Genomic DNA, 12,398 nt, shown 5'->3' with positions numbered 1-12,398 from the left:
TGCTGTCAGCCCTCCTCGGCGGCGCCGCTCGGATCGGCGCCGTCGACCGTATTGCTGTAGTCGTTGTGCGTACGTTCCGACTCGTCGAACCTCTTGCCGTTCCAGTGGTAGATGATGACGTCCTCGCCCGAGGGGAAGTCCACCTCGTCCCCGGGCCCGTAGACCTGTCGTATGACCTCGAGGTCACCTTTGGAGATCTGGGCGTAGACCGGCGGTTGCTCATTGACGAACGCGGCCTCGTACCGCTCGCCGTCCCCGTCGCGGCGGTAGACGTACGTCCCGATCCCAATGGCGTCGTCGCACGTCAGGACATTGACGACGACGTCGGGTGAGCTGCTCCCCGTGAGGTTGCCGTAGGAGACGTCAACGGGATACTCGTGGCCCGACCCGCAGGGCTTGAGCTTCCTGCGGACCACGTCGCTCACCTTCTCGTCCCGCTTCAGCAGCGCGACGGCATTGACTTTCGACGACTTGGTGGCTTTGGGGGCGTCGGAGGACACCTTCGCCGGCGTGGCGGGGCCCTCGGTCCGCACGCCCTCGCCGCCGGCGGCGCATCCGCCCAGCGCGAGGCCGACGGCGACCGCGCCCGCGACCGCCGTACCGGCTTTGGAGAAGTCAGCCCTGTTCAGGCCGCGCACTGCTCGGGCCCCCGCTTTTCTTCACGTTCCGTCTCCCGTGCGTCCAGCTCACGGCTCTCCAGCTCCTGGCGCAGCCGGGCCAGCGCCCGGTGCAGCGTGCTCTTCACGGTTCCGGTGGACATGCCAAGGGCCGCCGCCGTCTCCTCCGTGCTCATCTGCTCCCAGTGTCGCAGGACGACGACACTGCGCTGCTTGGGGGCCAGAACGCTCAGTATGTCCATCAGCAGCGCGCGGTCGGCGCGCTGCTCGGTGCCGTCCTCGACCGCTGCCTCGGGCAACTGCTCCGTGGGGACCTCGTCCAGCTTCCTGGCGCGCCACCACTCCGTACGCGTGTTGATCATCACCCGGCGCAGATACGCGTCCGCGAGGGACTTGTCCGCTATACCGTCCCAGCGCCCGTAGGTCCTGACAAGAGCGGTCTGCAAAAGATCCTGCGCCTCGACCGGATCCGGAACCAGCCGCCGAGCGCTCCGCAGCAGTGCCTCCTGCCGGGTCCTCACGTACTCCTCGAACTCCAGGACCTTGCCGACCTCGCTGCTCGCCATCTCGACTGCCTCCGTTCCGCGCATCCGCCCGTTTCTTCGCCGGTCTTCCCGGCACGGGGAAGAAGCTACGGAGGGGCTGTAACGGAGCAGTCCGCGCCGGCGCTCGGGCGGCGCACGGCTATCCGTCGGTTGTGTAACAACGTCACGCCGAGTGGTGCGTCAAGCAGGCAAAACCAGGGCATAGCCGGGCTAATTCACGCCTGTGAACAGTGACGAACAGAGCGTGCTGTGACGGTTGTTGACAGTCGAAGTGTCCGTACGGTGGGTAACGGGAAGAGTGCGGCGCGCAGTGACCCGAGGTGCCACGTGCCTTCCTTTGGACCTCTCGCGAGGCCCTTTCGCTGGCCGTCCGCGGCCCGGCGAGCGGTTCCGGATCTGCACGCGTGCGCCGGGCCGCTGGGACGGGCGCCGGGGGGACGGGAAGCCGGGGGAGGGGTGGGAGACCGGGGGACGGGAGGCGGGGGACGGGGGACGGGGGACGGGGGACGGGAGACCGGTCAGCCGACGGCTTCATCGGTGGCTTCGCCCTCGGCTTCGCCGGTCACCGTTGATGATCCCTGCCGCCGGTCTCCGTTGCCGATCCCTGCCGCCGGTCTCCGTCGCCTGTTCAGGTCAGCGGAAGCCGGTATCTGCCTCCGTCGAGTGGCTCGACGAGACCGTCCGAGACAAGACCGTCCAGCGCGCGCGCCCGCTGCACCGGCTCCTCCCACACCGCGTCCAGCACCGCCTGGGTCACGGGTTCGACCGCCTCGCGCAGCACCGCGAGGAGCTTCCCGCGCACTTGGCGGTCCGTACCCGCATACGTCTGCCCTCGGCGCGGTGGACCGTCGTGCGCGGGCGCGCCAGCGACCTGCCAGGCACATCGGTCGGCGATGGGGCAGCGGCCGCAGGCGGGGGAGCGCGCGGTGCACACGAGCGCACCGAGTTCCATGGTGGCCGCGGCCCACGCGGCCGCCGTCCCTTCCTCGTCGGGGAGGAGGGCGCGCGCGAGACGGCGCTCGGCCGCGGTCGTCGCGGTCGGCGGGTACTGGGTGCCGGCGACCGCGCGGGCGAGGACCCGGCGGACGTTGGTGTCCAGGACGGCGTGGCGCTGGCCGTAGGCGAAGGAGGCCACGGCCGCCGCGGTGTACTCGCCGATGCCGGGCAGGGCGAGGAGCTTCGCGTGGTCGCGCGGCACTTCGCCGCCGTGCCGTTCCGCTATGGCGGAGGCGGCGGCGTGCAGGCGCAGGGCGCGGCGCGGATAACCGAGCCGACCCCAGGCGCGTACGGCCTCGCCCGGCGCCTCCTTGGCGAGGTCGGCGGGGCGCGGCCAGCGCGAGAGCCAGTGCTCATAGACGGGCAGGACCCGGTTGACCGGGGTCTGCTGCAGCATGAACTCGCTGACCATCACGCCCCAGGCGCCGGCCTCGGGGCGGCGCCAGGGGAGGTCACGGGCGTTCGTCCGGAACCAGTCGATGACCGGGGAGTGGAGTGCGGCGGGCGCCTGCGCGCCCTCGGAGTCCGCCTCCTGCGGGGTGCAATTCGGCGTCGTCGTAGTCATGGCACCTCCGATCCTGACACGAGACCGCTCGCCGAGGCGGCCGCTCGCGCGGTACGCGCGTGGCGTCACCCGTCGGCGCTGCTCGTCGCCGCCCGAATCGCCCCGCGCGCGACAGAATCCGGGACCCGTCTCAGTCGCGGGCGCGGGAGGGCCTTCCGGTACGGAGTCGCGACGGAGTGTCCTCGTACGGGGTGAGGCCCGGGTCCGGGGCCAGGCAGGGCTTCGGGGGAGCCGTCGTGCAGGCACGGCCGTGAACGGGGCTGTGACTTCTCATGACGCTTCTCATGAGGCTTCTCATGGGCCGCGCACACCGAGCCGGCCGAAGACCCGCGGCGTAGGGGAGGGCGCAGCGCCGCTCCGGCGCGGGCGCGAGGTTACCAGCGCGGGCGCGAGGTCACCGGCGCGCCGCCCCCGCGCCTTTCGCCGCCCGCCGGCCGCCGGGGGGATCGCCGGGCCACGGCCCGCCGCAGCCACCGCCTCGACTCTCGCGGAGGTCACCCGGGCGGCGGACCCCTCTCGAACGGCCGGCGCTCGTCGAAGCGGATGTGGCCGGCCCGGTCCATGCTCGCCGCAGCCGCCCCCGCAGCGCGCTGTCCGTGTTCGGGGCGAGGGGCAGCCCGGCCGAGGCGGCGCTGTGTTCGGCGACCTCCGGGACGGTGAGGCGGCCGGTCCGCACGTGTTCGGCGAACTCGCCACTGCACAGCCGCTCCAGGCACAGATCGAGCGTCGAGACGGCAAAGCTGCCGCCGGGCCGGCGGTCCGGCGTTTCCCGCGGCGCGCCGCAGGAGATGTCCGAGTCCGCGATCGCGCAGCCCCGCGGAACTGTCGAGCGGTCGGCAGACAGCGTGAAGTGCCGTACCTCATGGCCGCGTTCGCGCAGCCGACCGACGGTCTCCCGGACGTCCGAGGGCCTCGCGACCGTCATCGGGACAATCACGGGTGCCCGGGCCCCCGGTGGCCTCGTTGCGGGTGAGGGCCAGGTCCAGCACCTCGTACACTCCGGCCGCCGGGCCGGTAGGTCCCGGGAGTCTCTGCGGAGCGGCGGGGGGCAGCGTGCGGTGCAGGCCGAAGCTGAGGCGTTCGGGGTCGCGGTTGACGCTCCCGGGGAGCCGCCGGTGGATCTCGTACGCGGTCTGCGTATTGCCGCCGCCGGAAGGGCCGTTGATCCACCCGCACACGGCCCCGACCTCATGTCCGGCGCGCCAAAAGGGAGCGTTGTGGCAGCGCTTGAGCAGGGGCTTCCCAAGTCCGGGGCGCCGCCCGGAAGATCGGCGCAGGACAGGGCCACCGACCGTACGGAGCACGCCCGTTCGGTCACGGCGGGCGACGGTGATCGAGCTGTGCGCGCACATCTGACGGCTCGGCAGCCAATGCGGGATGATGATCGTCAAAAGTTGCGCGGAATGGCGGCGGGTACTGGCCTGTCCCCACCCGGTTCTCTCGTAAGGTTTGCGCGTGGGATCACTGCGCAATCCGGTCGGACCTCTCCCCTCCTCCATCTATTGGCGCCGGAGGGCAGTTGTGCTGTCCGTGATTGCGCTGCTCGCCCTGCTGATCGTCTGGGCCGTCGCCAACGGCGGCTCCGGAGGCGACGACGGCAAGGGCAACGGCGCCGGCGGTACGGGCCCGGCCGAAACCATCACACCGGGACCGTCCTCCTCCGGCCCCGCGATCTCCGAACGACCCGGCGGCCGCGACGCGTCGGAGGGCGGAGGCAGCGGGTCCGGTGGCAGTGGCGGGGCGGCCGACGGCGGAGCGGACGGCGAAGACGGCAGCGCTGAAGGGGCATCGGGTGGCGCGGGGGGCCCGGGCAAGGGGGGCGATGGAGTGCCCGCCGGGGCGAGTCTGCCCGACTGCGCCCGGAACTCCCTGGAGTTGAGCCTGCGCAGCGCCGAGAACTCCTACGCCCCCGACGAGGAACCGAAGTTCGAGATCGTCGCGAAGAACTCCTCCGCCAACGCGTGCAAGCTCGACTTCGGGTCGAAGGCGGCCGTCATGAAGATCACCTTCGCGGAGGACGACGACCCGTTCTGGGCCTCGGACGACTGTCCGGCGAAGAGCGAGCGGATGCTGCTGCGGGTCCCGGCCGAGGGGGAGGCCACACAGAGCGTGGAGTGGGACCGCAAGCCCAGCGAGCCCAAGTGCGCGACGCCGTCCGGTGGTTCGGCGAAGGCGGGCACGTATCTCGTCGAGGTGAAGGCGGCCGGTTCGACGGCGCGCGTGTCGTTCTCGCTGAAGAAGGACTGACCGGCCGGGCCCGCGACCCTAGACGTATCGCTCGAGGATCGAGGATTCCGCGAGCCGGGACAGCCCTTCCCGTACGGACCGGGCCCGTGCCTCGCCGACACCCTCGACCGTCTGCAGGTCGTCCACGCTCGCGGCCAGCAGCTTCTGCAGACCGCCGAAGTAGTCGACCAGGCGCTCGATGACGGTGTTGGGCAGCCGCGGCACCTTTGCCAGGAGCCGGTAACCGCGCGGGGAGACCGCCGAGTCGAGGGCCTCGGGGGAGCCGCTGTAGCCCAGCGCCCGGGCGACGGTGGGGAGTTCGAGCAGTTCGGCATGGGTGAGCGCGTCGAGGTCGGCGAGCGCGTCGCCCACCGTACGGGCCCGCTTGGCCGTCGGCTCCGGCACATAGTCCCGCGCCACCAGCTCGCGCTCCGGTTCGACGCCCGCGATCAGCTCGTCGAGCTGCAGGGAGAGGAGGCGGCCGTCGGTGCCCAGCTCGACAACGTACTCGGCGATCTCGGTCGCGATACGACGGACCATCTCCAGCCGCTGGGCGACGGCCGACACATCGCGGACCGTCACCAGGTCCTCGATCTCCAGGGCGGAGAGGGTGCCGGCGACCTCGTCGAGCCGCAGCTTGTAGCGCTCCAGGGTGGCCAGTGCCTGGTTGGCACGGGAGAGGATCGCGGCGGAGTCCTCCAGGACACGGCGCTGCCCGTCCACGTAGAGCGCGATGAGCCGCATCGACTGGCTGACCGAGACGACGGGGAAGCCCGCCTGGATCGAGACGCGCTGGGCGGTGCGGTGCCGGGTCCCGGTCTCCTCGGTCTGGATCGAGGCGTCCGGCACGAGCTGCACACCCGCCCGCACGATCTTGGTGATGTCCTTGTCGAGGATCAGTGCGCCGTCGAGCTTGCACAGCTCGCGCAGACGGGTCGCGCTGAACTCGACGTCGAGCACGAATCCGCCCGTACACATCGATTCCACGGTCTTGTCCATGCCGAGGACGATGAGACCGCCCGTGTTGCCCCGCAGGACCCGCTCGAGGCCGTCACGAAGGGCCGTGCCCGGCGCGACCGCGCTCAGCGAGGCACGCATCAGGCCATCGGCGCTCCCGGACTTGCCGGGACCCGCCGTCCGGTCGCTGGCTGCCACTGAACTCCTCCGGTCGCAGATGGGGGCCCGGGTGCGTACGTACGGGCGAGACCAGGGCAAAGTCTACCGGCGCCCGGACCGCTTATGTGGGGCGTCCGGAGTGCGACGCTTCACGGCTCTCGCGCCGGGGCAGCACCCGGAGCGCGTCGCCCATGTCCGCCACCTCGGTGACCTTCATACCGGGCGGCACCTTTCCCGGGTCCGTGGGGACGAGCGCATGGGTGAACCCGAGGCGGGCCGCTTCCGCGAGACGCCGCTGCACACCAGTGACCCTTCTCACCTCCCCCGCCAGGCCCACCTCGCCGATGGCGACGAGGTTCTTGGGCAGCGGTGTGTCGCTCGCGGCGCTGGCCAGGGCGAGGGCCACGGCCAGGTCGGCGGCGGGCTCGGACAGCTTCACCCCGCCGACCGTGGCGCTGTAGATGTCCCTCTTGCCGAGCTGAGAGATCTTCCCGCGCTGCTCCAGCACCGCCAGCATCATCGAGACGCGGGAGGTTTCCAGACCCGAGGTCGTGCGGCGCGGGGAGGGGATCTGCGAATCGACGGTCAGGGCCTGGACCTCGGCCACGAGCGGCCGGCGCCCCTCCAGGGTGACGGTCAGACAGGTGCCGGGGACGGGCTCGTCGCGCCGGGTGAGAAAGAGCCCGGAGGGGTCGGCAAGGCCGGTGATGCCCTCGTCGTGCAGCTCGAAGCAGCCGACCTCGTCCGTCGCGCCGTAGCGGTTCTTCACGCCCCGGACGAGACGGAGGCGCGCGTGCCGGTCGCCCTCGAAGTGCAGCACCACGTCGACCAGGTGCTCCAGCAGGCGGGGCCCCGCGATGGCCCCGTCCTTGGTGACATGGCCCACCAGCAAGGTCGACATCCCGCGCTCCTTGGAAGCGCGGATCAGGGCACCGGCGACCTCGCGCACCTGGGCCATGCCGCCGGGTGCGCCGTCGATCTCGGGTGAGGCGACGGTCTGCACGGAGTCCAGGACGAGCAGCGAGGGCTTCACCGAGTCGAGGTGCCCGAGGACCGCGGACAGGTCGGTCTCGGCGGCGAGATAGAGGGTTTCCGAGAGTGCGCCGATCCGGTCGGCCCGCAGCCGCACCTGGCTCGCGGACTCCTCGCCCGTCACATACAGCGTCCGCTCCTGGTCCGAGGACGCCTTCGCGGCGACGTCCAGCAGGAGCGTGGACTTGCCCACTCCCGGCTCCCCGGCGAGCAGTACCACGGCACCCGGCACGAGGCCCCCGCCCAGCACCCGGTCCAGCTCGGCGACACCGGTCGACCGAGCAGTGGCCTGCCGGCCGTCGACCTGGCCGATGGGCAGCGCGGCGGAGGTGACCCGGCCGGGCGCGGTCGTGCGGACCGCGGGTGCGCCGAACTCCTCGACCGTGCCCCACGCCTGGCACTCGGGGCACCGCCCGAGCCACTTGGCCGTGGTCCAGCCGCACTCCGTGCAGCGGTAGGAGGGACGGTCCTTGGCGGACGAGCGGGACGTACGGGCGGCAGCCATGCGGTCACCGTAGCGCCGTGGTCCGACAGCCCCACGCGCGCGGTCGCGAACCCCACGCGCGCGGTCGTGCGACCCGAGCGCGAGACATGCCCGCGCGCAACCGGCCTTATAGCAGACCGCCGTCATGGCAAGAGGAACGCCTGTCCTCTTTCGAGGGTCATCGTCACCCGTAGGGGTTAAACCTGCCCAAGTAGGGCGAGCGACCCGGCATCATCCGCCTACCGTCGGCGGGTGATGAGCAGCAGGGAGCATCCGACGCACACCACCGGCGCACACCGGGCACACCGTCGTGCGCAGAGCTCCGTGCGGAGCGCCGAACCATCCACGCCGGGCACGGAACAGGAACGGTTCGCCACGAGCTACGGGACGTATCTGGACGGCCTGTTCACGTACTGCCTCTCGGTCCTCTGCGAGCACGATGCCGCCACCACGGTGCTGGGCGAGGTCCTCGCCATCGCCGAGCGCCAGCGCGGTCGCCGCCCGGCCGACGAGGACCAGCGCAGGCCCTGGCTCTACGCGCTGGCCCGCTGGGCCTGCCTCCAGCGGCTCTCCGAACAGCACCGCGCCCCCGGCACCCAGCCCGGTCTGTCCGAGGCCGCAGCCACACAGCGGCGCCGCGAACTGAGCGCCCTTGCCTGGCCGGAGGCCGCGGGCATCACCCCGGAGCAGCGCGAAGCGCTCGAACTCGCCGTCCGCCACCGGCTGAAGACCGATGAGGTCGCCGCCGTCCTCGGCATGGACAACGACGCGGCCTGCGCCCTTCTCTCCGCCGCCGCCTGCGAAGTGGAGCGGACCCGCGCCGCGCTCGTCGTCGTCGAGCGCGGCCACTGCCCCGTCGTCGCCCGGCTCACCGGCGACAGCCAGGTCCTCCTGGGCACCGCGCTGCGCCGCGAACTGGTGCGGCACGTCGACGAATGCCCCGAGTGCCGCCGCACCGCCGAGTGCGCCACCGCGGGCACGCCTTGGCCCGGGAGCACCGCACTGCCGGGCACCCTGCCCGTCCTCGAAGCGCCGCGCGCCTCGGCGTACGCCGCGATGACCCGCGCCCTGCGCGCCCGCGGCGGCGCGCGAGGAGGCCCGCGCTACGACCGCTCCGGCTACCCGGTCGACCCCAAGGACCGCGTCGCCCGACGCCGCAAGCTGCGTAGCAGGGCCGTGACCACCACGGTGGTCGCGACCGTGGTCGCCGCACCGGTCCTGGCCCTGTGGGCGGCCTACCGCGGCGCTCCGGTGCTCGGCGAGACGGAGGCCGGGAATCCGGTGGCCGCCGCCGAGGCGGAAACCCCCGACGGCCTCGCTGGCCGCCCGTACGAGAAGGCCGGCAACGCCCGCACGGGGCCGGACCCGCGCTTCACCTCGGACCGCCACGACGTATCGGTGGAGGTCGTCGACGCCAAGGGCGAACGCCATCACCGCGGCGACCGGGACCGTGACGTCGCCCGAAGAACCGCGCCGCCGAGCCACTCTTCGACCACGCGCCCGCACCGCCCGACCCACGGCCCGGGGCGGCTCACTGTCTACGCACAGCCGAGCGGCGACACGACGCTCATCACCCTGAGCGCGTCGGGCGGATCGCCGGTCCACTGGTCGGCCCGCACGGACGCGCCCTGGCTCCAGCTCAACCGCACGGCAGGCATGCTCAGGCCGGGCGAATCCGTGACGATCACGGTCTCCGTCGACGAGGCGCGGGAGCCGCAGGGGGCGTGGACGGCGCATGTGGCGGTCGACCCGGCCGGAACGGTCGTGGCGATCCAGGGCAGCGGAGCCACCCCGGACCCCACGCCGACCCCGACTGACCCGACGCCGACTCCCACTCCCACGGAGACATCGGGCTCCCCTACTCCGACCCAGTCGAACTCGCCGAGTCCGAGCGGCTGATCCCCGCCGCATTCCATGGAGGCCGCGAGTGAAGCGGGCGGACGGTTCGGGCTCCCCGACTCCGCCGCAGCCGACGTGCTCGTCCTACCGTATGAATCGCATCGAGGACCGGTGGCAGCGCCGCAGGGACGAACAGACTTCCCGTTCGGGGATCGCGCTCCAGGGCGGTCGGTGGGCCACCGGGAGGGCGGGGGTGGAGCGATCTTCTCCCGGCGCCGAGGCGTGATTTGTGCGCCGGCCTGCAAGTGGCCTGTACGTCTGCGACGACCGTGCCGGACTTGGTCATGCCGCCGGCGGAGGGCCGCCCCACCCTTCGGCAGGGCCGCCCAACCCTTCGGCGGAGGGCCGCCGCACCCTTCGGCAGGGCCGCCCAACCCTTCGGCAGGGCCGCCCAACCCTTCGGCGGAGGGCCGCCGCACCCTTCGGCAGGGCCGCCCAACCATTGCCCCGGCAGCCCAACGCACAGGGCCGGTCGGCCACCGCGTCAACGAAATCCGCTCCCGCGGGGCCCTACGGCGGTCCGTCCACGCCGGATCCGGCGACGGCAATCCGTCAACTCCGGACCGTTGTTACGGCGGTCCGTACCCGCCTGACCCCGTTGCGGCGATCGACCCCGGTGCGGCGATCCGCCTACGCCGGATCCGCCGGATGCGGCGCCAACGGCAGCTCCGCCGCCATCCGCTCCTCGCACAACTCGGCCAGCCGGTCGTACGCCTCCTTGCCCATGAGCTCCGTGAGCTCCGGCCGGTACGAGACGTACACCGGCTCCCCGCTCCCGTGAGCCGAGCGCGCACTCGTGCACCACCAGTGCAGGTCGTGACCACCGGGCCCCCACCCCCGCCGGTCGTACTCGCCGATGGAGACGACGAGCACCTGGGTGTCGTCCGGGCGGTCCACCCACTCGTACGTCCGCCGGACCGGGAGCTGCCAGCAGACGTCGGGCTTCGTCTCCAGCGGCTCACGGCCTTCCTTCAACGCGAGGATGTGCAGGGAGCAGCCCGCGCCGCCCCCGAACCCCGGACGGTTCTGGAAGATGCACGACCCCTTCCAACGCCGCGTCTGCCGATCACCGTCCTCGTCGGTCTCGATCCAGCCCGATGCGGTCCCGATCTCGTGGAACTGCCAGATGTCGGGCGTGAGTCGGGCCGCGTGCTCCGCGACGCGCTTCTCGTCGTCCTCGTCGGAGAAGTGCGCACCGAGCGTGCAGCAGCCGTCGTCGGCCCGCCCGGCCTGGATGCCCTCGCAGCCTTGTCCGAAGATGCAGTTCCAGCGGGACGTCAGCCACGTCAGGTCGCAGCGGAAGACCTGCTCCTCGTCCGCGGGGTCGGGGAATTCCACCCAGGCGCGCGCGAAGTCGAGCCCCACCTCGTCGGGCTCGGGCTCCGTCCCCGCCGTCCCTGCTGCCCCCGACGGCGCCGAGGAAGCTGAGGCGGACGAGGAAGACGAGACGGACGAGGTGGCACGCGCCCCCCGCTCCCCGCGTCGCCGCGCAGCCTCCGTCCCGGTCTTGCCGGAGTCGCGGCGAGCCGGGTCCGACTCCCGCGCTGCCTGCGCGGAGTCCTGTGCAGCGGAGTCCTGCGAAGGGGATTCCTCGGAAGGGGATCCCTGTGCAGGGGATTCCTCGGAAGGGGATCCCTGTGCAGGGGACGCTGACACCGGTGCCGGCACCTTTGCCGACACATGCGATGATTCCAGGGCCGCGTCCTGCACGGAGCCCTCCACGGAACCCTGTGCAGGGCTCTGCGCGAGCTCCCCGTTCCGCGCGGCCTCAGCCGCCTGAGAAGTGCGCCGATTCTTGGCGATTTTCTGCTGCTTGGCCTTTTTGGTCTTTGCCACGCCCCCAGCGTAAGCGGCACAGGCCCCGTACGTGCGTGCTCCCCGCCGCAGTAGCGTGCACCGTATGAGACTCGGTGTCCTCGACGTGGGTTCGAATACGGTTCATCTGCTGGTCGTGGATGCGCACCCCGGTGCGCGCCCTCTCCCCGCCCACTCCCACAAGGCGGAACTGCGGCTGGCCGAACTCCTCGACGGGGACGGCGCGATCGGCCCGGAGGGTGTGGGCACGCTGGTCGCCACCATCCATGACGCCCTGCAGGCCGCCGAGGACAAGGGGGTCGAGGAGGTGCTCCCTTTCGCGACGTCCGCCGTCCGCGAGGCGTCCAACGCCGATGCCGTTCTGGCGCGTGTCGCGGAGGAGACCGGCGTCGACCTGACCGTGCTGTCGGGCGAGGAGGAGGCCCGGCTCACGTTCCTCGCCGCGCGCCGCTGGTTCGGCTGGTCCGCGGGACGGCTGCTCGTCCTGGACATCGGCGGCGGTTCCCTGGAGATCGCGTACGGGCTCGACGAGGACCCGGACAAGTCCGTGTCGCTGCCGCTGGGCGCGGGTCGGATGACCACCGGCTGGCTGCCGAAAGACCCGCCCGACACCGGCGACGTACGGGCGTTGCGCCGCCATGCGCGGGCGGAGATCGCCCGGACTGTGGGGGAGTTCACACGGCTGGGCGTTCCGGACCATGTCGTGGGAACGTCGAAGACCTTCCGTCAGCTCGCCAGGATCGCGGGCGCGGCCCGCTCGGCGGAGGGGCTGTACGTCCAGCGGAACCTGTCCCGGAAGGCGCTCGAGGAGTGGGTGCCGCGGCTGGCCACCATGAGTTCCAGGGAGCGCTCCGAGCTGCCAGGAGTCTCCGAGGGTCGGGCACCTCAGCTCGTCGCCGGGGCCCTGGTCGCGGAGGCCGCGATGGACCTGTTCGGGGTGGAGGAACTGGAGATCTGTCCCTGGGCTCTGCGCGAGGGGCTGATCCTCCGCCGCCTGGACCACCTGCCCACGTCCTGACGGGCGGACCGGCCGTCCCGAGCGGCGCCACGGGGGTGCCGGGGCGGCCGCTGCCCTCTTTTGCGCCCCGCGGCACGCCGTACGC

9 protein-coding genes and 1 pseudogene are annotated in these 12,398 nt (G+C 72.1%); 3 read left to right on the top strand and 7 right to left on the bottom strand.

The features are described from left to right. Positions 1-5 precede the first annotated feature (5 nt). From AB0M26_RS25825 to AB0M26_RS25810, 4 genes and pseudogenes are all read right to left on the bottom strand, one after another. Positions 6-638 carry a hypothetical protein gene (locus AB0M26_RS25825; RefSeq protein WP_365264362.1) on the bottom strand — a complete coding sequence of 211 codons (633 nt, stop codon included), beginning with the start codon at positions 636-638 and terminating at the stop codon, positions 6-8. Next, on the bottom strand, positions 626-1,183 hold the full coding sequence (locus AB0M26_RS25820) for a SigE family RNA polymerase sigma factor (protein ID WP_365264428.1): 558 nt from the start codon (positions 1,181-1,183) through the stop codon (positions 626-628). Before AB0M26_RS25820 ends, AB0M26_RS25825 begins: the two co-directional genes overlap by 13 nt. A 607-nt stretch (positions 1,184-1,790) precedes the next feature. Continuing rightward, positions 1,791-2,723, bottom strand: coding sequence for an A/G-specific adenine glycosylase (locus AB0M26_RS25815; protein WP_365264360.1), 933 nt, complete (start codon positions 2,721-2,723; stop codon positions 1,791-1,793). A 494-nt stretch (positions 2,724-3,217) separates the two neighbouring features. Then, a pseudogene (locus AB0M26_RS25810) lies at positions 3,218-3,901 on the bottom strand (ATP-binding protein). Between the two features lie 343 nt (positions 3,902-4,244). Between AB0M26_RS25810 and AB0M26_RS25805 the strand changes: the two are divergent. After that, positions 4,245-4,970, top strand: coding sequence for a hypothetical protein (locus tag AB0M26_RS25805; RefSeq protein ID WP_365264358.1), 726 nt, complete (start codon positions 4,245-4,247; stop codon positions 4,968-4,970). Positions 4,971-4,988: 18 nt separating this feature from the next. Here the strand turns inward: AB0M26_RS25805 and disA are convergent, their stop codons facing one another. Both disA and radA read right to left on the bottom strand, forming a co-directional pair. Further along, the gene (gene disA, locus AB0M26_RS25800; protein WP_365264356.1) at positions 4,989-6,104 is read right to left on the bottom strand and encodes a DNA integrity scanning diadenylate cyclase DisA; all 1,116 of its coding nucleotides are present in this window, start codon (positions 6,102-6,104) and stop codon (positions 4,989-4,991) included. 82 nt (positions 6,105-6,186) lie between these two features. Beyond that, a complete protein-coding gene (radA, locus tag AB0M26_RS25795) occupies positions 6,187-7,602 on the bottom strand; it encodes a DNA repair protein RadA (RefSeq protein ID WP_365264353.1) in 1,416 nt (471 codons plus the stop codon). A gap of 234 nt (positions 7,603-7,836) precedes the next feature. Between radA and AB0M26_RS25790 the strand changes: the two genes are divergently transcribed. Beyond that, positions 7,837-9,480, top strand: coding sequence for a sigma-70 family RNA polymerase sigma factor (locus AB0M26_RS25790; RefSeq protein WP_365264350.1), 1,644 nt, complete (start codon positions 7,837-7,839; stop codon positions 9,478-9,480). A 630-nt stretch (positions 9,481-10,110) separates the two neighbouring features. Here AB0M26_RS25790 and AB0M26_RS25785 read toward each other — a convergent pair. After that, positions 10,111-10,845 carry a hypothetical protein gene (locus AB0M26_RS25785; protein WP_365264348.1) on the bottom strand — a complete coding sequence of 245 codons (735 nt, stop codon included), beginning with the start codon at positions 10,843-10,845 and terminating at the stop codon, positions 10,111-10,113. Positions 10,846-11,380: 535 nt separating this feature from the next. On the opposite strand from AB0M26_RS25785, the gene AB0M26_RS25780 reads away from it, so the two are divergent. After that, on the top strand, positions 11,381-12,313 hold the full coding sequence (locus AB0M26_RS25780) for a Ppx/GppA phosphatase family protein (protein ID WP_365264346.1): 933 nt from the start codon (positions 11,381-11,383) through the stop codon (positions 12,311-12,313). The last annotated feature ends 85 nt before the right edge of the window (positions 12,314-12,398 follow it).

It is taken from the genome of Streptomyces sp. NPDC051776, assembly GCF_040681345.1.
In the GTDB taxonomy this organism is placed as follows: domain Bacteria; phylum Actinomycetota; class Actinomycetes; order Streptomycetales; family Streptomycetaceae; genus Streptomyces.
Note: the sequence above shows the minus strand (reverse complement) of the source record. Positions and strands in the feature narration are given on the sequence as shown.

Excerpts from the sequence above, each read along its gene's own strand:
- AB0M26_RS25815 (WP_365264360.1), bottom strand. The coding sequence starts at position 2,723 with ATGACTACGACGACGCCGAATTGCACCCCGCAGGAGGCGGACTCCGAG.
- AB0M26_RS25780 (WP_365264346.1), top strand. The coding sequence starts at position 11,381 with ATGAGACTCGGTGTCCTCGACGTGGGTTCGAATACGGTTCATCTGCTG.
- AB0M26_RS25820 (WP_365264428.1), bottom strand. The coding sequence starts at position 1,183 with ATGGCGAGCAGCGAGGTCGGCAAGGTCCTGGAGTTCGAGGAGTACGTG.
- radA (WP_365264353.1), bottom strand. The coding sequence starts at position 7,602 with ATGGCTGCCGCCCGTACGTCCCGCTCGTCCGCCAAGGACCGTCCCTCC.
- AB0M26_RS25790 (WP_365264350.1), top strand. The coding sequence starts at position 7,837 with ATGAGCAGCAGGGAGCATCCGACGCACACCACCGGCGCACACCGGGCA.